This is a genomic window from Rhizorhapis suberifaciens (genome assembly GCF_014200045.1).
GTDB classification, from domain to species: Bacteria; Pseudomonadota; Alphaproteobacteria; order Sphingomonadales; family Sphingomonadaceae; genus Rhizorhapis; species Rhizorhapis suberifaciens.
Genome location: NZ_JACHOV010000005.1, coordinates 190,887 through 209,568 on the forward strand (window position 1 = coordinate 190,887; position 18,682 = coordinate 209,568).

At 58.9% G+C, this 18,682-nt stretch carries 19 protein-coding genes; 10 read left to right on the forward strand and 9 right to left on the reverse strand.

What is annotated here, in order from left to right:
- Positions 1 to 28 precede the first annotated feature (28 nt).
- Both HNQ99_RS08185 and HNQ99_RS08190 read right to left on the reverse strand, forming a co-directional pair.
- On the reverse strand, positions 29 to 382 hold the full coding sequence (locus tag HNQ99_RS08185; RefSeq protein ID WP_184475147.1) for an ArsC family reductase: 354 nt from the start codon (positions 380 to 382) through the stop codon (positions 29 to 31).
- Positions 383 to 1,376: 994 nt separating this feature from the next.
- Positions 1,377 to 2,360, reverse strand: a complete 984-nt coding sequence (locus HNQ99_RS08190) for an LLM class flavin-dependent oxidoreductase (RefSeq protein ID WP_184475148.1) — start codon at positions 2,358 to 2,360, stop codon at positions 1,377 to 1,379.
- Between the two features lie 207 nt (positions 2,361 to 2,567).
- On the opposite strand from HNQ99_RS08190, the gene HNQ99_RS08195 reads away from it, so the two are divergent.
- Both HNQ99_RS08195 and HNQ99_RS08200 read left to right on the forward strand, forming a co-directional pair.
- Positions 2,568 to 2,939, forward strand: coding sequence for a glycine zipper 2TM domain-containing protein (locus HNQ99_RS08195; protein ID WP_184475149.1), 372 nt, complete (start codon positions 2,568 to 2,570; stop codon positions 2,937 to 2,939).
- Between the two features lie 214 nt (positions 2,940 to 3,153).
- Positions 3,154 to 3,858 (forward strand): DUF4893 domain-containing protein, encoded by a 705-nt coding sequence (locus HNQ99_RS08200; protein WP_184475150.1) that lies wholly within the window; start codon positions 3,154 to 3,156, stop codon positions 3,856 to 3,858.
- A 30-nt stretch (positions 3,859 to 3,888) separates the two neighbouring features.
- Here the strand turns inward: HNQ99_RS08200 and HNQ99_RS08205 are convergent, their stop codons facing one another.
- From HNQ99_RS08205 to ubiG, 3 genes are all read right to left on the reverse strand, one after another.
- Positions 3,889 to 4,146, reverse strand: a complete 258-nt coding sequence (locus HNQ99_RS08205) for a hypothetical protein (RefSeq protein WP_184475151.1) — start codon at positions 4,144 to 4,146, stop codon at positions 3,889 to 3,891.
- Positions 4,147 to 4,310: 164 nt separating this feature from the next.
- Entirely contained in the window at positions 4,311 to 4,487 is a 177-nt protein-coding gene (locus HNQ99_RS08210) for a hypothetical protein (protein ID WP_184475152.1), read from the reverse strand.
- A 228-nt stretch (positions 4,488 to 4,715) separates the two neighbouring features.
- Positions 4,716 to 5,447 (reverse strand): bifunctional 2-polyprenyl-6-hydroxyphenol methylase/3-demethylubiquinol 3-O-methyltransferase UbiG, encoded by a 732-nt coding sequence (ubiG, locus tag HNQ99_RS08215; RefSeq protein ID WP_184475153.1) that lies wholly within the window; start codon positions 5,445 to 5,447, stop codon positions 4,716 to 4,718.
- A gap of 76 nt (positions 5,448 to 5,523) precedes the next feature.
- Here ubiG and HNQ99_RS08220 point away from each other — a divergent pair, with 76 nt between their 5' ends.
- From HNQ99_RS08220 to ftsH, 8 genes are all read left to right on the forward strand, one after another.
- Positions 5,524 to 6,783, forward strand: a complete 1,260-nt coding sequence (locus tag HNQ99_RS08220; protein WP_184475154.1) for an aspartate kinase — start codon at positions 5,524 to 5,526, stop codon at positions 6,781 to 6,783.
- Positions 6,784 to 6,891: 108 nt separating this feature from the next.
- Entirely contained in the window at positions 6,892 to 7,905 is a 1,014-nt protein-coding gene (locus HNQ99_RS08225) for an NAD(P)H-dependent flavin oxidoreductase (protein WP_184475155.1), read from the forward strand.
- An 85-nt stretch (positions 7,906 to 7,990) separates the two neighbouring features.
- Positions 7,991 to 8,323 (forward strand): PilZ domain-containing protein, encoded by a 333-nt coding sequence (locus HNQ99_RS16950; protein ID WP_184475156.1) that lies wholly within the window; start codon positions 7,991 to 7,993, stop codon positions 8,321 to 8,323.
- A gap of 110 nt (positions 8,324 to 8,433) precedes the next feature.
- Positions 8,434 to 10,707, forward strand: a complete 2,274-nt coding sequence (gene ptsP, locus HNQ99_RS08235; protein WP_184475157.1) for a phosphoenolpyruvate--protein phosphotransferase — start codon at positions 8,434 to 8,436, stop codon at positions 10,705 to 10,707.
- A gap of 100 nt (positions 10,708 to 10,807) precedes the next feature.
- Complete coding sequence (locus HNQ99_RS08240; protein ID WP_184475158.1) at positions 10,808 to 11,629, forward strand: helix-turn-helix domain-containing protein; 822 nt, start codon at positions 10,808 to 10,810, stop codon at positions 11,627 to 11,629.
- A 155-nt stretch (positions 11,630 to 11,784) separates the two neighbouring features.
- On the forward strand, positions 11,785 to 12,663 hold the full coding sequence (locus tag HNQ99_RS08245; protein ID WP_184475159.1) for a tetratricopeptide repeat protein: 879 nt from the start codon (positions 11,785 to 11,787) through the stop codon (positions 12,661 to 12,663).
- A 22-nt stretch (positions 12,664 to 12,685) separates the two neighbouring features.
- Positions 12,686 to 13,642 carry a tRNA lysidine(34) synthetase TilS gene (gene tilS, locus HNQ99_RS08250; RefSeq protein ID WP_221232627.1) on the forward strand — a complete coding sequence of 319 codons (957 nt, stop codon included), beginning with the start codon at positions 12,686 to 12,688 and terminating at the stop codon, positions 13,640 to 13,642.
- Between the two features lie 69 nt (positions 13,643 to 13,711).
- The gene (ftsH, locus tag HNQ99_RS08255) at positions 13,712 to 15,658 is read left to right on the forward strand and encodes an ATP-dependent zinc metalloprotease FtsH (RefSeq protein ID WP_184475160.1); all 1,947 of its coding nucleotides are present in this window, start codon (positions 13,712 to 13,714) and stop codon (positions 15,656 to 15,658) included.
- A 79-nt stretch (positions 15,659 to 15,737) separates the two neighbouring features.
- Here ftsH and HNQ99_RS08260 read toward each other — a convergent pair whose 3' ends face one another.
- The 4 genes from HNQ99_RS08260 to HNQ99_RS08275 form a co-directional block, all read right to left on the reverse strand.
- Positions 15,738 to 16,436 (reverse strand): RlmE family RNA methyltransferase, encoded by a 699-nt coding sequence (locus HNQ99_RS08260; protein ID WP_184475161.1) that lies wholly within the window; start codon positions 16,434 to 16,436, stop codon positions 15,738 to 15,740.
- The gene (locus HNQ99_RS08265) at positions 16,429 to 17,505 is read right to left on the reverse strand and encodes a Ppx/GppA phosphatase family protein (protein WP_184475162.1); all 1,077 of its coding nucleotides are present in this window, start codon (positions 17,503 to 17,505) and stop codon (positions 16,429 to 16,431) included. Before HNQ99_RS08265 ends, HNQ99_RS08260 begins: the two co-directional genes overlap by 8 nt.
- Positions 17,506 to 17,654: 149 nt before the next feature.
- Positions 17,655 to 17,936, reverse strand: a complete 282-nt coding sequence (locus HNQ99_RS08270) for a type 2 periplasmic-binding domain-containing protein (RefSeq protein ID WP_184475163.1) — start codon at positions 17,934 to 17,936, stop codon at positions 17,655 to 17,657.
- Position 17,937: 1 nt separating this feature from the next.
- Positions 17,938 to 18,657 (reverse strand): alpha/beta hydrolase, encoded by a 720-nt coding sequence (locus tag HNQ99_RS08275; protein WP_322790341.1) that lies wholly within the window; start codon positions 18,655 to 18,657, stop codon positions 17,938 to 17,940.
- Positions 18,658 to 18,682 lie beyond the last annotated feature (25 nt).

Sequence of the window (18,682 nt, forward strand, 5' to 3'; positions counted from 1 at the left end):
CCTGCTTGAGTGTAATGGGGGAAATGGGTCAGGCGGCTGCCAGGACCTGCTCATATCGGTCAAGATTGAACCCGACAAGCAAATCTCCGTCAACATCCAGTACCGGGCGCTTGATCATCGAAGGCTGGGCAATCATCAGCGCCTTGGCCTTTACGGCGTCGAGGTCGACCTTTTCGGAGTCAGGTAATTTTTTAAATGTGGTGCCCGCTTTGTTGAGCAGCACTTCCCATCCCAGCTTGCCGATCCAGCGATCGAGGGTCGCGGGGTCAATTCCGGCACTCTTATAATCATGAAAGGCATAGGCGACACCGCTCCCGTCAAGCCAGTCGCGCGCCTTCTTGATCGTATCGCAATTCTTGATGCCGTACATGGTTAACGTCACATCAAACCTCTTCAACAACCCGTAATGCAACCTAGTAGACATTGGCTCGCGCACAAAGATGACTTCAGTTGGTGATAGGATCCCTCGATTTCCACCCCGGTGGAGGCGGGAGGCGTGGCTCAGGTTTGCCCGCGCAACCTGCTGATGGCGGTCGCCCGTCCAAATAGCGAATGCAAGGACGCATCTCATTTGGAAACCAACCGTTCGCTTTGAGCGCATAAGTGAAAGCTAAGTTCGCTATCGCCTTAGCAAACAGCCTTTCAGCTATGTCGGGCGGTAAAGTGACAGCGTTTAGGTCCAGGCTTCGTATGGATAGAGGATGGTCCTTGCAGGCTAATTCAGCTCTCAGTCGCGTTTCCACCACGCCCTTTCTCGTGCGGCTCGAAAATGCATCATCTGAATAGGCGGCGGCTTCAATACACCGAGCATAATCGATCATTTTTGTGAGCGACTCTGGCTTTAACGGTCGGCTTGGATCTCTGTCCAACATCAACCACGTAATTATGACAAGTTGCCTGAAATCAGCAAGCGACTCGGCTTCCTGTTCAACTCTACCGATCGGTGTTCCCGCTTCACTTACACAGGCAGTCAAAGCATCTTTTGCGTCACGAGGGGCCGCATCGACGCAAGCGATAACTGGCGCCATGCTCGACAATGCAGGCAGCAAAGACGGTCGGGACCGTTCCTTTGCTTGTCCGCATGATGCCATCGCCATTCCGACAAACACTATCAGCGCCCAACGTCCTCGCATCCCCTGCCCCCTCAACGACAATTCGAGAAACCGCCTATCTCAGCCATTTTCCTGCTACATAAGAAACAGATTGCTCGCAATTCTTGATTCCGTACATAATGACAGTCATGGTCACTCCCATTTGATGATCTGGGGTTAATCATAGCTGATTGATTTCCGCGATCCGAAGAGGATCGAGTCAACACTTTCTTGTTATGAATAATCGCGGAGCCGCCGGATGATCCCATGTGGCTCGAAATCACTTTAGCCCCTTCCGATCTCCGCGATGATTTCAAATGATCGCAAGCGTGCTGTATGATCGAACATATCTGAAACCACGATCAGTTCATCAGCGCCGGTTTCCGCCTTTAGCTGCTCCATACCTGCACGCACTGTTTCGGGCGAGCCGATGATGGAACGAGCGAGCATCCGCATCGCCTGCGCCTTTTCTGCGGGCGACCAATAGGTTTCTATATCGTTTATCGGCGGCTGCAAAAGGCGAGCGCCTCCGCGAAGCAACTCGGCGAACGACATCTGCTGCGATGTAGCGAGTCGTCTCGCTTGAGCGTCAGTTTCCGCCGCTATGATGTTGACTCCCACCATAGCATAAGGCGCGGCGAGCTGGTCGGACGGCTTGAAGCGGGCGCGGTAGACCGCCAGCGCTTCGAGCAAGGCGTCGGGCGCGAAATGCGAGGCAAACGCATAGGGCAAGCCAAGTTCGGCGGCGAGTTGAGCACCGAATATGCTCGACCCCAAAATCCACAGCGGCACCGGTTCAGGCGGCGTAGGCACCGCGCGAACGCGCTGGCCCGACTGCGGCGGGCGAAGAAACGCCTGCAACTCAATCACGTCCTGCGGGAAATGTTCGGCGCTCATCAGATCGCGGCGCAGCGCACGAATTGTGAGCTGGTCGGTCCCGGGCGCGCGGCCGAGACCAAGATCAATTCGTCCGGGATGAAGCGTCGCCAGTGTCCCGAACTGCTCGGCGATGATAAGCGGCGCGTGGTTGGGCAGCATGATCCCGCCGGCGCCCACCCTGATGTTCTCTGTCCCGGCAGCAATATGGTTGATCACAACGGACGTCGCGGCGCTCGCGATGCCCGCGAAATTATGGTGTTCGGCCACCCAAATCCGCCGATAGCCCCAGCCCTCAGCCTGCCGAGCAAGGTCGCGGGCGTTGTCGAGCGCCAGGCGAGCATTGCCGGCTTCGATAACACGCACAAGTTCAAGGATAGACAGTGGAATCATGCAGGCGCTCCTTAAGCGACCCATCTACGGGCAGAGATCGCTATCACCAAGAGCAAAGTGGGTGAGGAGCTGATAGCCTGCATGCCGATCGCAATACCCTAGAGGCATTTGGCAATGTAGGGTTCATCAGTCAAATGTAGTTTCAGGTTCATGCAACTTGATGCTGCACAAACATGATGAAGCGGAATGACTGGAGGAGATCTAATCATGCGTAAGACGATTCTCGCTGCGTGTCTGGGCGCAATGATGCTGCCTGTATCGCCTGTCTTTGCCGACCCGCCGCCATGGGCCCCGGCCCATGGACGTCGAGCAAAGGAGCGTGCCTATGACGGTTATGGCCGCTATTATGAGCCGCGCCGCCTGTCGCGGAGCGATCGCGTCTGGCGTGGCCGTGACGGGCGCTATCACTGCCGCCGAGACAATGGCACCACCGGACTTATCATTGGTGGCGCTGTAGGCGCACTGCTGGGGCGGGAACTTGACGGCGGGCGCGACCGCACGCTTGGAACCGTGGTCGGCGCGGCTGGAGGAGCGCTCCTGGGACGATCGATAGATCGGGGCGAACTGCGCTGCCGCTGATCCTTCAGCACCGTACGCAAGTTAAACATCGGCCTGCCGCAACAGGAGACCGTTAGATCGCGACAGAAACGAATTTCCATATGCATTTGTGAGACTTAGCGGTGCAGCAACGTTGCTGCACCGCAACAGTATTAACTATTTGTTAATGATTAACCTTCATTCTTTTTTCATATTCCGGCGTGTCCTTGGGGGACAGCAAGAAGGACCTTTTGAAATGTCGACGTACCGCTCGGTCGCAGCGTTAGTAGCGCTGGCGATGGTTCTACCCGCCTGTACGTCGGTCCTGGGACCGAAGGGCGTCACGACGCCCTCTGCCGTCATGGAAGTAGAAAAGACCGATCCCGTTGCCGATTGGCATGCCATCATTTCCTTCAATGACAAGGCTCGATTGGCAGCGGTCGATCAAGCCTGGGCTGAAGCATTGGCGCAGGCCCGCCGCACGGGGCACGCGAAAGAAATAGCCGCAGAAGGGCCGTTGCTGGAGCCCAAAGCGGCTCTACCTCGCGCCGCTCCGCCCCCCGGCCCTTATTTATGCCGCGTCGTAAAGCTGGGTCACCCCGCCGGCCGAAAGGGGGTGAATTTCATGGCTTATAAGGGCTTCAACTGCCATGTCGAAGCAGAAGAAGACCGGCTGTGGATCGTCAAGCAAACGGGATCGCAGCGCCCCGCCGGCCGCATCTGGCCCGAACGCGACGATCGTTACGTTTTCTTAGGAGCGATGGTGCTGGGCGATGAAAAAGAACCGCCAGCCTATGGTGACGATCCCGAGCGGGACCTTGCCGGCTATGTCGAGCGGGTAGACGCGTTTCAATGGCGGATCGTCTTGCCAAGTCCGAAGGCGGAATCTCGCCTCGATGTACTGGAACTGGTCCCCATCACGCCCCTCGCAAGGCGGCTGCAGGGTGGCGGAGGCGGCTGAGTTCGGTGCGGGATCAGCTGAACTCTGCCGCTATTCAGCAAGCTTGATGATGCCGCGGACAACCAGCAGGATAGCGAGCACAACAGCCAGAATGGGTATCGCCACCACGATCCACAGCGGCGCCATGTCGGAGCCGCTATATCCGCCAAGCAGCCCTATGATGATCGCCAACGCCATGATGCCGGCGCATGCCCAGGCGGCCGTCCTCCATCGGCCGCGCAGCACCAGCAGGCTCACAAGCTGAAGCAGCAGGTAAAGCAGTCCAGCTCCAAAAAGGAATAAATCCAATGCCGCCTCCCGGTATGGCCGGTTCGATCCGTCATTGATGCATAGCGCATCAAGAGACCGCATTGAAATCCCGAAGATAGCTATATTTCAGATATATGGCAGTATCTTAGCCGCCATAGAAGTAACCGCGCATTCAACTCCGGCAATCGTCGACTATCCGGACGTCAAACCAGCCGGACCAGGCGCTTCCACCGCTTGCGGCTCTGTGGATCTGACCGCAGATCCGTCGCCTGCAGCTTCAAAATCGCCGCGGTTTGGCTGCCGTGACGCAATTTCAATTCCGCCAGATCGCTAAGATCACGGTTACGTTGGCTCTTGGCCCGAAACAGGAGGTCGATCATGTGCTTCCTCAAACTTAATGGTCGTCCACCTCAGCGTGACCCCTGAAAGGGCCACGACACGGCATCTACTCCACAAAACCGATTATTTTCCGTACGCCGGAGGGGCGTCGAAGGTTAATTGTTCAGTAATAACAATGCCATGTCGCCGGGAAGCTAGCCAGCATATTTTATTTCATTACGGTGCAGATTTTGCACGGTTGAACCTCGAAATGGATCAAAGCCGGCCATTCAGCCCTTGTGCCGGACACGCATGAAATAGTTGACCGCCATATTGTCGGAAAGGACGAAGCCTCTAGCCGGATTGATGGAAAGACCGGTAACATCGGTCACCTCCATACCGGCCTTGCCGAGCAATTCCTCCAATTCCTGAGGGGTCAGGAACTTGTTCCAGTCATGCGTCCCGCGCGGGATCTGGCCCAGCCCCTCGCCCAGGGTGATCAGCGCCAGGCGCGAAAGGGCCGTTCGGTTGGGTGTGGAAAGGATCATGAGACCCCCCGGAGCGAGGGCACGAGCCAAGCCATCGACGAAGGCCTGGGGATCAGTCACATGCTCGATCACTTCCATGGACGTGACGAGATCGAAGCTTCCCTCGTTCAAAGTCTCTATGCCCCCGGCCCTATAATCTATGGCCAAGGCTTGTTTAACGGCATGCGACCGTGCGGCAGTGATATTTTCAGGTGCTGCATCGATACCGGTGACCCGCGCGCCAAGCCGCGCCAGCGGTTCGCACAGCAGCCCTGCCCCGCACCCTACATCCAGGGCCTTTCTGCCGGTCAGCGGACGCATATCATGTTCGTCGATATGCCAATGAGCATCGATCGCGTCCCGTATATAACGCAGGCGCACAGGGTTGAGGCGGTGCAACATGGCGCTGGATCCGCTCGGGTTCCACCAATCTGCCGCCAGCTTGCCGAAATGTGCGGCTTCATCCGGATTGATCGTAGTGGCGTTGCTTGCCATTGCCTCACTCGCTGACTAATAGGGGCGCGCCCCGCGCCGGGGCGTATCTGCAACATACAAGATTAAGGCGCAAATCATGGCGCGCATAGTGATGAAATTTGGCGGCACGTCGATGGCGGGCATGGAGCGAATCCGTAATGTCGCCGCTCGCGTGAAGCATGTCGTGGAACAAGGCAATGAAGTCGCGGTCGTTGTCTCTGCCATGGCGGGCGAAACTGACCGGCTGGTCGGCTATTGCCGCGAAGCCAGTTCGCTTTACGACCCTGCGGAATATGACGTGGTTGTGTCGAGCGGCGAGCAAGTCACAAGCGGCCTGTTGGCGATGACGCTGAAGTCGATGGGTGTCGACGCGCGCAGCTGGCTTGGCTGGCAGTTGCCGATCCGCACGGTGGATGCACATGCCAAGGCGCGGATCGAAAGTTTTGAAACCGACGCTCTTAACGAAGCCATGGCGGCCGGACAGGTCGCCGTCATTCCCGGTTTCCAGGGAATGATGGAGAATGGCCGGGTTTCGACGCTAGGCCGGGGCGGTTCGGACACCTCGGCGGTCGCCGTTGCAGCGGCGGTGAAGGCCGACCGTTGCGACATCTACACCGATGTCGACGGCGTCTATACGACGGACCCCCGTATCGTGGCCCGCGCGCGAAAGCTCGACAAGGTCACTTATGAAGAAATGCTGGAGCTGGCGAGCGTGGGAGCAAAAGTGCTCCAGACCCGCTCGGTCGGCCTTGCTATGAAGGAAGGAGTGCGCGTTCAGGTGCTCTCCTCCTTTGATGATCCGGATCAGGACGATTTGCCCGGTACGCTGATCGTCAGCGAAGAGGAAATTGAAGGAAGCGATATGGAACGGCAGCTCATCACCGGCATCGCCCATGACAAGAATGAAGCCAAGATCATCCTGACCCGTGTGCCGGATCGGCCCGGTGCGGTTGCCCACATCTTTGGCCCGCTGGCGGATGCGTCGATCAACGTCGATATGATTATCCAGAATGTCGGCCGCGAAAAGGGCGAAACCGACGTTACCTTCACCGTCCCCGCCGCCGATCTCGCCCGTTCGATGGACATTTTGGAGAGCGAGAAGGCCAATATCGGCTTCAACCGCATAATCTCCGATTCAAAAGTGGCCAAGATCTCCGTCGTTGGCGTCGGCATGAAGAGCCATGCTGGCGTTGCGGCGCTGATGTTCAAGTCGCTCGCGGACCGCGGCATCAACATCCAGGCAATCTCAACTAGCGAAATCAAGGTCAGCGTATTGATCGACGAAGACGAAACGGAGCTGGCGGTGCGCGTGCTCCACACGGCTTACGATCTCGACGCGGACGTGGCTGCGGCTTGATCTGATTATCGTCATCCCCGCGAAGGCGGGGATCCATCTCCTGACGCAGAGCCAGGAGAATAGGCCGGGAGATGGGTTCCCGCCTTCGCGGGACGACGGAAGGGTAAAATGGCACAAGACAAATTACACCGCCTAATGCAGCGCGGCACGGAATTCCTGGGATGCGACGTCGCCATTATGTGCGGGGCGATGAGCTGGGTGTCCGAGCGCAACCTCGTTTCCGCCATCAGCAATGCGGGCGGTTTCGGCGTGATCGCCTGTGGCGCAATGACGTCAGAACTGCTCGACACGGAAATTGCCGAAACGAAGAAGCTCACCTCCAAGCCGTTCGGCGTCAACCTTATCACCATGCATCCTCAGCTGTTCGAATTGATCAAGGTCTGCGCGAAGCACAGGGTGGGCCATGTCGTGCTTGCAGGCGGCCTGCCACCCAAAGGCAGCATCGAAGCCATCAAGGAAATGGGTGCAAAGCTTATCTGCTTCGCCCCGGCGCTGGCGCTGGCGAAGAAATTGGTCCGCTCGGGCGTCGATGCGCTGGTGATCGAGGGGATGGAAGCGGGCGGCCATATCGGCCCTGTCGCAACCTCTGTCCTGGCGCAGGAAATCCTGCCCGAACTCGCGCACCAACTCCCTGTCTTCGTCGCAGGCGGCATAGCCAAGGGCGGTGCCATTGCGGGCTATCTGGAAATGGGAGCATCGGGCGTTCAGCTGGGCACGCGGTTCGTCTGCGCGCACGAATCCATTGCGCATCCGAACTTCAAAAAGGCCTTCATCCGCGCTTCGGCCCGCGACGCCATAGCCAGCGTACAGGTGGACCCGCGCCTCCCGGTCATCCCTGTTCGCGCGCTGAAGAACGCAGGCACCGAAGCCTTTACCGCCAAGCAACGCGAAGTCGCGGCCTTGCTGGACGCGGGCGACATCGAAATGGGCGAAGCGCAATTGCAGATCGAACATTATTGGGCCGGAGCGCTGCGTCGCGCCGTCATCGATGGCGATATAGAGGGCGGCTCTTTGATGGCCGGGCAATCGGTCGGGATGGTTACCAAGGAAGAGCCGGTTTCGGAAATCCTAGCAACTTTGATGGCCGAAGCAGTTGAAGCCTTGGAAAAACGCGCCGCCTGAGAGCGAAGACTGGCTCATTGCCCCATTCTTAAGCTTAACATTTTGTTAAGCTTTGTTGGATAGCCTGCGCCTTGAGGGGGCTGTCATGGGTCTGAGGCTTTCAAGATATCGCAGGGTAGAACCTGCACTGGTCGAACATCGCGGCGCCTTGCGCCATCCCGTGATATTGCAACGCGCCTCCATTCGGCATCACGCCGATCACGGCCATGACGCCCAACTGCTTGACCTGTCCATCTATGGCTGCCGAATTGCGACTGAAGCCCGCTTTGACGCAGATGACCGGGTCTGGCTGCGGTTTGAGGGAAGCCGGCCAGTTGCGGCAACGACCGTCTGGAGCGACGGTGGTAGTATTGGATGCAGGTTCGACGCCCCGATTGACCGGGCGCTGTTTCGAAGGCTCAGCAGGGCTAATGACTGACCGATAGGGGTTGAATTCGGGCAGTCGACCACCTCCAAACAACAGCATTTCCATAGCCCGGTTCATCATCCCCATTGGAAACCCCTACCGCTTTCTGATAGCGATGGACTATGACCACTTCAGCCGCAGCGTCCGCCCGGGAAATTCTGAACCGTCTCCATGATGTGATGGCAGCGCGCACCAATGCGCAAGCGAAGCTGAACAAGGTCGTCGACATCATCGCCGAACAGCTTTCGAGCGAAGTATGCTCCATCTACCTGCTTCGGGATGGGGTCCTTGAACTCTACGCCACACGCGGGCTGAAGCAGGAGGCTGTGCACGTCACCAAATTGGCGCTGGGCCAGGGCCTTGTGGGCACCATCGCCAAAAATATCGAAACGCTGAACCTGGACGAAGCAACCAGCCACCCGGACTTCGTCTACAATCCGGAGACTGGCGAAGAGCTTTTCCACAGTTTTGCAGGCGTTCCCATCGTCCGGCGAGAGGAAGCGGTCGGGGTCCTCGCAGTACAGCATGTGGAGCCGCGCCGTTATGCCGAGGTGGAGATAGAGGCGCTACAGACCGTGGCGATGGTGCTGTCGGAACTCATCGCCAACGCAGGACTTATCGACGATAGCCCTGCCTATGCCCGTGTACCGGAAACGGCGCCCACCATGTTGCAGGGATTGCAGCTGGTCATGGGCATGGGCCGCGGTCACGCCGTGTTTCACCAGCCACGTATCACCATTGAACATACCGTGGCTGAAGACATCGAGGTCGAACGGCAGCGCGTTCTTTCCGCTTTTTCCAAGATGCGCGAACAGATCGACCGCATGACGGGCCAATCCGAATTCGGCATTGGCGGCGAACATGAAGAGGTCCTCGAAACCTACAAGATGTTCGCCTATGATGAAGGTTGGGCGCGACGCATCAATGAAGCGATCGACAGTGGCCTGACGGCTGAAGCCGCCATTGAGCGAGTTCAGCAACGCACGCGCATGCGCATGCGTCAAATCGACGACCCCCTGCTCGCCGATCGCATGCACGATCTGGAGGATCTCGCCAATCGCCTGATCCGCATCGTGTCGGGGCAGCTCGGCACCGCCGCGCAATTGGGATTGAGGCAGGACACCATTCTCATCGCCCGCAATTTGGGGCCTGCCGAACTGCTGGAATATGACCGGCGGCGCTTAAAGGGCGTTATTCTGGAGGAAGGCTCGCTCACCGCTCATGTGACCATCGTCGCGCGGGCCATGGGCGTGCCGATGCTGGGCCGTGTTCACAATATTCGACACTTGGTGGGTGAGGGTGACCTGCTCCTGATAGACGTCAATGAAAACCGTTTGTTCATCCGCCCGACGCCGACGATGGACGAAGCGTTTGAAACGAAGCTGGCATTCACGCAAAAGCGCCGTGCTGCTTTCGCCGCGATGCGTGACATGCCTTCGGTCACGCTGGATGGCGAGCGCGTCGAACTGATGGTGAATGCGGGGCTGCGGGATGACGTTTCGGCACTGGACGTCACCGGCGCGGACGGCATCGGCCTGTTCCGCACCGAATTCCAGTTCCTCGTATCGGCGACGCTCCCGCAACGCGAGCGGCAGCAGCGGCTTTATCGCGATGTTTTGGATGCCGCCGGAGAGCGGCCCGTCATATTCCGCACCGTCGATATCGGCGGGGACAAGGCCTTGCCCTATATGAGGCAGGACGAGGAGAATATTGAAGACAATCCCGCAATGGGTTGGCGCGCGCTTCGTCTATCCCTTGAACGCGACGGGTTGATGAAGGCGCAGGCCCGCGCCTTGCTGGAGGCGGCGGCGGGTCGGACGCTCAACGTCATGTTCCCGCTGATCTCCGAACCTTGGGAATTTGACGAGGCCAAGGCCTTGTTCGAAGCGCAGCGACTATGGCTTACCAAGCAAAAGAAGAAGCTGCCCCAGAATGTGCGCTACGGCGCGATGCTGGAGGTCCCGGCGCTCGCTGAAGTGCTAGATCTGTTGCTGCCCAGGCTGGATTTCCTGTCCGTTGGTACAAATGATCTTACGCAGTTTCTTTTCGCAGCTGATCGGGCGCACCCCAAGCTGGCGGAGCGTTATGACTGGCTCAGCATCGCCATCTTGCGCTTCCTCAACCGCATATCCAAGGCCTGCATTGAGCATCAGGTGCCGGTCGGCGTCTGCGGGGAGATGGGTGGACGAACGTTGGAGGCGATGGCGCTTCTGGCGCTTGGCATCAGACGGCTTTCGATCACGCCTGCTTCGGTCGGACCGGTGAAGGCAATGATCCGTTCTTTGGAAGTGAAGCCGTTGCAGGGCGAACTCGCCGCCCTACTGACGAGCGGCCGTACGGACATAAGGTCGGCGCTGACCCAATGGGCGAGCGACCGGAAAATTGAGCTTAATTAGTTGTGAAAGCAAAAAAATTGCTGCTGCTCGCGTTGACAGGGCTTACCCCAGGGTGTGAGAAAGCCGCTGGGCAGATATATGACCGGAGCGGGAGACGTTGATGGCAGGCGAAGAGGAGCCGGATCAGGAGGAACTGAACATTCACGCGCCCGGCGAAAAATTGCGTATCGCGCGGGAGGCTATGAAGGTCAGCGTCGACGACATTGCCGCCCGGACGCGCGTTCCTGTTCGGATGCTCTCGGCTCTTGAAAAAGGTGATTACAAAGCGCTTCCCGGCGCGACCTATTGCATCGGCTTTTCCCGTGCCTATGCCCGCGCTGTCGGCCTGGACGAGGTACAGATCGCACGTGAGGTCCGCGCCGACCTGGAAGCGCAAGACGCAATTTCGAGCACGCGATATGAAGCTTTTGAACCTGCCGATCCCGCGCGAGTTCCGCCCCGTTATCTCGCTTGGACTGCCATAGCGCTGGCGGTGATTTTGGCGGTGGGGTACGGCATTTGGCGCACGCAATTCTTTACCGCTCCGACCGATGAGGAGATTGCTGAGACGCGAGTGGCGCAAGCGCCCAAAGCAGTACCGACAGTTCCGGGGCAGCCCTCCGTTCCGCAACGCCCGCAGGCGCCTGCAGGCGATGTAATGCTGACGGCCACCGACACGGTATGGCTGCGCATTTATGAGGAAGGGGGCAAGCGCCTTTTCGAGAAGGAAATGGTGACCGGGGAAAAGTTCATCGTGCCGCCCACAGCCAAAAACCCGTTGATTATCACGGGCAGACCGCAGGCGCTTCGCGTCACTATTGGCGGCAAGGAAGTCCCGCCCCTCGGCACGCCGGACAAGACGATTACCGACGTCCCCATCAGCGCGAGCGCCCTCAATGCCCGAGCCGCGCCGGCCACGCCTCCACCTGCCCCGCAACCATAAGCTTAGCCCTGGAAGCGGATGCCAAATGCAGGCGTTCGCAGTCCGTTAAAGGCCAAGCCAAACAAACGCCCGATTCATCTCAGGTCAATCTTTACCCTGCGAGGAAATCATCTATGGTTTCATCGGGGCCAGTAACCATCAATTTGAGGATCCTTATGCGCGGTTTTGTTGTGAGCGCTCTTGTCATGGCGGCTGTTCCGGCAACTCCCTTGCTGGCGCAGTCCAACGTAGAGCAGCGTGTCGGTAAGCTCGAAAAAGAGATGAAGGCGGTTCAGCGCAAGATTTTCCCTGGCGGGAGCGGACAATATTTCGAGGCGGAAATTGCGCCGCCAGCCGCCACGCCCGCACCAGCACCAGGTACGCCGGCTTCGTCGCCGATTAGCGATCTCACCTCGCGCGTGGATGCTCTGGAAGGACAACTTGCGAGCCTCACCGGACAAGCAGAACAGAACGCCTTCAAGCTTCGCCAGCTGGAAGAGGCATTCAACAAGTACAAGGCAGACATGGATGCACGCATGAGCGCTCGTACGCCCCCAGCGGTTGCACCCGCACCGGGCGCCGCCACTGCCGCGCCAGCCGCCGCTCCGGTCGACAATGCCCGCAAGGCTGCTGTTGCTGCCATCGAACGACCCAATTCGGGGGACGCTGCCGAAGACGCCTATCTTTACGGCTATCGCCTATGGGCCGCTAAATTCTATCCGGAGGCGGAAGTGCAACTAAAAAGCTTCCTCGAGAAAAACCCCAATCACCGCCGCGCCAGCTTTGCCCAGAATCTGCTGGGACGCACTTATCTGGATCAAGGCAAACCAGCGCTGGCATCCGTCGCTTTTTACGAGAATTACCAGAAGCGTCCGAAGGGCGAACGCGCGCCCGACAGCTTGGCTTATCTAGGGCAGGCGCTCGTCCAGCTGAAAAAGCCTGCCGACGCTTGCAAGGTTTATGACGAGTTCGACGATGTTTACGGCCCGACCGCGTCGGTCAGCCTGAAGGATGTGGTGACCAAGGGCCGCGCCAGCGCGAAGTGCGCGGGGTAAAGACCTTGGCGAAAGCATCACCTTGGCTCATCTTCCACAGCCCATCCTAAGCCGCTTCATCGCCGACCTGGAACGCCTGCTGGGGCGGGAAAAGAGTCCGAAGGACCGCTTTGGCATAGCTGTATCGGGCGGGCCTGACAGCATGGCGCTTCTCGCTCTCACTCAAGCGGCTTTTCCGGGCCAGGTGGAAGCCGCGACCGTCGATCATGGCTTCCGCCCCGAAGCCGCCGATGAAGCGGCAATCGTCGCTCAATGGTGTCAGGAGCAGGGCGTTTCCCACGCAACCTTGCGCCCGCACGTCCCCATCACCGGCAATCTGCAATCCGCCGCACGCGCCGAGCGTTACCGGCTCCTTTGGCAATGGTGCGACGAGCGCAAGCTGAACTGGCTGCTGACAGCACATCATGCTGACGATCAGCTCGAAACCATATTGATGCGGCTGAACCGAGGATCGGGAGTATCCGGCCTAGCGGGCATTCGGGGCCGATCCGACAGGCTGCTTCGCCCTCTCCTGTTCTGGACCCGCGCCGAACTCGCGCATGTGGTGGCTCAAGCCGGTTGCTCGAGCGTGCAGGACCCGAGCAACAGGGATGTTCGCTACGACCGAGCCGCTCTTCGGTTGCATCTTTCGGAAACGGACTGGCTCGATTCCATTTCGGCCAGCCGCAGCGCCGCAGCCCTCAATGAAGCCGAAATCGCGCTGGAATGGGTAGTTAACACCCTGGAACAACAATATATCGATTACAACGGCGAAGAAATTCGGCTTTCCAGAATCGATTTTCCACGCGAAATTCAACGAAGGCTGCTATTGCGCATGCTTGCCCGGCTTGATCCCGGCTTGACGCCCAGGGGCAATGCCATCGATCAAGCGCTGGTTCAGCTCGCGCTTGGTAAGAAATATACAATTGGTATGCTGCTATTGAGCGGGGGCGGCAACTGGATAGTGAAACCAGCTCCGCCCCGGCGACGGCCCGGATGATCGGCCGGCGATATTGTCATTTGGCCGTGCTTTCCTATCTTTAGGAGGCGACGGCGTTAGAGAGTGAAGATGAACGACGAAAAGGACCCGCAGACCAATCCCTGGATTAAGAGCGCCATGATCTGGGCGGGGGTGATCGTAGCCCTGCTTCTTTTCGTGTCGATCTTTGATTCAAAGTCAGCGGCCCCCACAGGCAGCGCCATCGCCTATTCCGAATTCCGGCAGAAGGTGCAGGAAGGCGCGGTCAAGGACGTAGCTATCGCGCCGGACCGCATTACCGGCACTCTCACCAATGACGAGAAATTCTCGACGGTTCCGGTCAGTGATCCCGGGCTCGCCAATCTGCTTGACGACTATAATGTCAAATATAGCGGCAAGGCCGAAGAGCAGCCCAGTTTCTGGATGATTTTGCTCTACCAGTCGCTGCCATTCCTGCTGATCCTGGGCATCGCCTTTTTCGTCCTTCGCCAGATGCAAAAGGGCTCGGGCTCGGGCGCGATGGGCTTTGGCAAGTCAAAGGCGAAGCTGCTGACCGAAAAGCAGGGCAAGGTGACCTTTGATGACGTTGCCGGCATTGACGAGGCGCGCGAGGAATTGCAGGAAATCGTCGAATTTCTAAAGGATCCGACGAAATTTGCCCGTCTTGGTGGGCAAATCCCCAAGGGCGCGCTGCTCGTCGGATCCCCCGGCACCGGCAAGACGCTGCTTGCCCGCGCCATTGCGGGTGAGGCCGGCGTCCCCTTCTTCACCATTTCCGGTTCGGACTTCGTTGAGATGTTTGTCGGCGTCGGTGCAAGCCGCGTGCGCGACATGTTCGAACAGGCGAAGAAAAACGCACCCTGTATCGTCTTCATCGATGAAATTGACGCGGTCGGACGCCATCGCGGCGCTGGTCTGGGCAATGGCAATGACGAACGCGAACAGACGCTGAACCAGCTTCTGGTCGAAATGGACGGTTTCGAGGCGAACGAGGGCATCATCATCATCGCCGCGACCAACCGGCCCGACGTGCTGGACCCCGCGCTGCTGCGCCCCGGCCGCTTCGATCGGCAGGTCGTGGTCCCACGCCCGGACATTGATGGTCGCGAGAAGATTCTGGCTGTCCACATGAAAAAGGTGCCCTTGGCTCCGGACGTCAACCCCCGCATCATCGCACGTGGTACGCCCGGCTTTTCAGGCGCCGATCTTGCCAACCTGGTCAATGAGGCAGCCCTGCTCGCCGCGCGGCGCGGCAAGCGCCTTGTCGCCATGGATGAGTTCGAGGCGGCCAAGGACAAGGTGATGATGGGCACCGAACGCAAGTCGATGGTCATGACCGAGGACGAAAAGAAGATGACCGCCTATCATGAGGCGGGACATGCCATCGTCGCAGTCCATGAAGCAGCGTCCGATCCCATTCACAAGGCCACGATCATCCCGCGTGGTCGTGCGCTCGGCATGGTCATGCGCCTGCCCGAACGGGACAGCTACAGCTACCATCGCGACAAGATGCACGCGAACCTTGCTGTTGCCATGGGCGGCCGTGTCGCCGAAGAAATCATCTTTGGCTATGACAAGGTTTCATCCGGCGCTTCGGGCGACATCCAATACGCCACGAAGCTTGCGCGCGACATGGTCACGCGCTGGGGCATGTCCGACAAAATGGGTCCGCTGCAATATAGCGAGGGTGAAGAAGAGGTATTCCTCGGCTACTCCCGCACGCAAAACATGCACATGTCGAATGAAACGGCCCAGGCCATCGACGCGGAGATCCGGCATATCGTTGAGACCGGGTATGAACGCGCGAACAAGGTGCTGACCGACCATGAGGATCAACTGCATATGCTCGCCAATGCGTTGCTGGAATATGAAACGCTGAGCGGCGAGGAGATCAAAACCCTGCTCGACACCGGCGAATTCAGCCGCGACGATGGAACTACGGTGAAGCCTGCAACCGTGCCGTCTGTCGGGTCTTCGATCCCCAAGACGCGCCGCCGGAAGGGGCCGTTCGGGGATCCAGCTCCACAAGGAGCTTAAGCCTTCTCTCTATCTGAAATGACATCTGGGCTTCTGCTTTTGCAGGAGCCCAACTGTTTTGCATGACAGTCAGTTCGGGTCAGCCGGGTGCTTCTTCTGATTGACCCTGCCCCTGGTCCCGCCCTTTAAAGCCCTGAGCAATCACGTACCACTCGCTGCTGCCCTTCCTGCTGGCGGGGGGCTTGGCATGCTTCACCGTGGAAAAATGCTTTTTCAGCACGATTAGAAGATCATGATCCGTCCCGCCGGCGAACACCTTGGCTACAAAGGCCCCACCCTTCTGCAGATTTTCAACGGCGAACCAGGCGGCCGCCTCCACAAGGCCCATGGTGCGCAGATGGTCGGTCTGCGGGTGGCCAACCGTGTTCGCAGCCATGTCGGATAATATCAGATCAGGCTCTGCGCCCAACGCGTCGCGTAGCACCTCCGGCGCTTTGTCGTCCATGAAGTCCATTTGGAACAGCGTCACATCCGGAATGGCGTCGGTCGGCAACAGGTCGATGCCGACTACCTTCGCCTTGGGGCTAAGCTTCTTCACCACCTGCGCCCAGCCGCCCGGTGCCACCCCCAGATCGACCACATGCCGCGCTTGCCGGATAAGTTTGAACTTCTCGTCGAGTTCGATAAGCTTGAAGGCGGCACGGCTGCGATAGCCCTCTGCCTTGGCTTTCCTCACATAAGGATCGTTCAGCTGGCGCTCCAGCCAACGGGTGGATTGGGCCGTTCGTCCCTTGGCCGTTTTTACACGAACCCGACCCGCGCCACCGCCCCTAGCCATGGTGGGCAAACCGCCCGTCGCGTTCCATCAATCCGCGTAAAATGCCTTCCCGAATGCCGCGATCAGCAACGCCCAGCCGCGCAGCAGGCCAGATGTCGAGTATGCATTCGAGAATCGCGCATCCCGCCACCACCAGGTCAGCCCGCTCATGCCCGATGCAGGGCAATTCCCGCCTTTCATCGATAGACATGGAGGACAGCCGCATTGAAATGTCGCGCATTGACCCGGACGGGACGATCAGTCCGTCGATAGCCTGCCTGTCATAGCGCTGCAAACCCAGATGAAGGCTGGCGAGCGTCGTTACGGTGCCGCTGGTGCCAAGCAAACGCACTCCTCCCAACCGCTTGGGCAAACGTTCCGCAAAGGGACGGAAGCTTTCGGTCACGCGCTCCCGCATCCGCGCATAGCCTGCTATCCGCGCTTCGGGATCGGCGGGATCATAGCCTTCGCTCTCGGTGAGCGACACCACGCCCCAGGGAGCGCTTTGCCAATCGACGATACGCGGCGCAGGACCTTCGGTTTCGACCAGAACCAATTCGGTCGATCCGCCGCCAATATCGAAGATGAGGGCCGGCCCTTCTCCCGGCTCCAGTAGGATGTGGCAGCCAAGCACCGCCAGCCGCGCTTCTTCTTCAGCCGAGATAATATCGAGGGCGATACCGGTTTCACGATAGACCCGTTCAATAAATGCAGAACCATTGCTGGCCCGCCTGCAGGCCTCGGTCGCCACTGACCTTGCCAAAGTAACATGGCGTCGCCGCAGCTTGTCAGAGCAAACCGAAAGAGCCGCTATCGCGCGATCGATTGCTGCATCGCTGAGCCTGCCACTGGTGGCCAGCCCCTCGCCCAACCTCACAATCCGCGAAAAGGCGTCGACAACGATAAACCCATCGGATGACGGCTTTGCAATAAGCAAACGGCAGTTATTGGTGCCAAGATCAATGGCCGCATAAGCGCGGCGGTGAGGCCATCGGCCCTCTGACCGGGGCAATTGCGCCGCCATGGCCCGGCTGCCATTAGGATTTCTGGCGCCGGAACTTCGCGGCAATGGCGAACCAAACTGTGCCATGCCGTAACTCACTTATGCTTTCCGGAACGGGCAATCCCGCCGGTACTTGAGCGCAGGTTAAGCGGAAGTGGTACAGACTGCAAGGGAGCCCGGACATAATCAGATTATTGGCGCAGCAACTGCTGGCTTAGCGCCTGAAGAAAGCCGGGCTATTGCGCGCGTAAATGCTCAAAGTCATGGCCAAAAGCGAAACCGAGCGTACGCGTCAAATCAAAGCCGGTGAGCGAGGGGCGGGTTACGCCAGGCCAGCTATAGCTCGCCGGCATTATGGTGATCCCAAGCCCCGCCGCAATCATTTGCAGCACGCGTTCGTCAGCGGTGGATCGGAGCGCAAAGTGCGGTCGAACGCCGCGATCCGTAAAATGCCGGCTTGTTTCCGAAAGCGCCTGACGGACCACCCTGACTCGTGAACGCAGGAGGGTCGAAATCACTTTAACTCTGCAATGCCTGGAAAATCGCCTCGAAGGAATCGGCCGCGGAAATAAAGCCCATATGCCCGCATCGCACCTCGATCGTTGCGTCGCTTTCGCCGGGAAGGCCGCGAGCACAGCGATGGGCAACCACGCCGTCCAGGCGCGACCAGATGGCGAAGGTCGGCACCGGCGGCTTATGGTTGAGTTGGACCTGCACCGGCGGAGAGTCGATCGGATGCCGGGCAATGAACTCATAGAGCCGCCAGGCATGATTGGCGCGCAGATTTCCCGAAAAAGGGCTGCCCAAAGTGATCACCTTCGCCACGCGCCGCGGCGCATATTTGGCATATTCCCGCGCGATAAGGCCCCCAAGGCTCCAACCGACGACCGTGACCGGTTCTTCCGCGCGCGCCTGGATAAGATCCATCCTGCGATCGAGCAGTTCAAAAATATCCGAGCGAATGCCCAGATTTCGTCCCAGGCCCCAACCATGGCTATGGTAGTTGGCGGCCCTTAACGTTCGGCGAAGCGTCGTTGTGGACTCATCGGAAGCCAGAAAGCCAGGCAGCACCAAGACCGGATGGCCCTGTCCATTATGAGACGTGCTGAACAGATGCCCGGCATGTCCCGCGCGCCTCACTCGGGGTAGAGAACGCATCTCCTGAAACAGCAGAGCCAGCGGCGGCGCGCCTACCGCTCCATGCTTTGACTTCTGGCCAAAAGGTGATGACAAGAACACGACAAATCCAAGACATTTTTGTTAC

Bases quoted from the DNA above. Each gene is read 5' to 3' on its own strand.
- HNQ99_RS08220 (WP_184475154.1), top strand. From the start codon at position 5,524: ATGGCGCGCATAGTGATGAAATTTGGCGGCACGTCGATGGCGGGCATG.
- HNQ99_RS08260 (WP_184475161.1), bottom strand. From the start codon at position 16,436: ATGGCTAGGGGCGGTGGCGCGGGTCGGGTTCGTGTAAAAACGGCCAAG.
- ftsH (WP_184475160.1), top strand. From the start codon at position 13,712: ATGAACGACGAAAAGGACCCGCAGACCAATCCCTGGATTAAGAGCGCC.
- ptsP (WP_184475157.1), top strand. From the start codon at position 8,434: ATGACCACTTCAGCCGCAGCGTCCGCCCGGGAAATTCTGAACCGTCTC.
- HNQ99_RS08240 (WP_184475158.1), top strand. From the start codon at position 10,808: ATGGCAGGCGAAGAGGAGCCGGATCAGGAGGAACTGAACATTCACGCG.
- HNQ99_RS08225 (WP_184475155.1), top strand. From the start codon at position 6,892: ATGGCACAAGACAAATTACACCGCCTAATGCAGCGCGGCACGGAATTC.
- HNQ99_RS08200 (WP_184475150.1), top strand. From the start codon at position 3,154: ATGTCGACGTACCGCTCGGTCGCAGCGTTAGTAGCGCTGGCGATGGTT.
- ubiG (WP_184475153.1), bottom strand. From the start codon at position 5,447: ATGGCAAGCAACGCCACTACGATCAATCCGGATGAAGCCGCACATTTC.
- HNQ99_RS08210 (WP_184475152.1), bottom strand. From the start codon at position 4,487: ATGATCGACCTCCTGTTTCGGGCCAAGAGCCAACGTAACCGTGATCTT.
- HNQ99_RS08245 (WP_184475159.1), top strand. From the start codon at position 11,785: ATGCGCGGTTTTGTTGTGAGCGCTCTTGTCATGGCGGCTGTTCCGGCA.
- HNQ99_RS16950 (WP_184475156.1), top strand. From the start codon at position 7,991: ATGGGTCTGAGGCTTTCAAGATATCGCAGGGTAGAACCTGCACTGGTC.
- HNQ99_RS08190 (WP_184475148.1), bottom strand. From the start codon at position 2,360: ATGATTCCACTGTCTATCCTTGAACTTGTGCGTGTTATCGAAGCCGGC.
- HNQ99_RS08195 (WP_184475149.1), top strand. From the start codon at position 2,568: ATGCGTAAGACGATTCTCGCTGCGTGTCTGGGCGCAATGATGCTGCCT.
- HNQ99_RS08265 (WP_184475162.1), bottom strand. From the start codon at position 17,505: ATGGCACAGTTTGGTTCGCCATTGCCGCGAAGTTCCGGCGCCAGAAAT.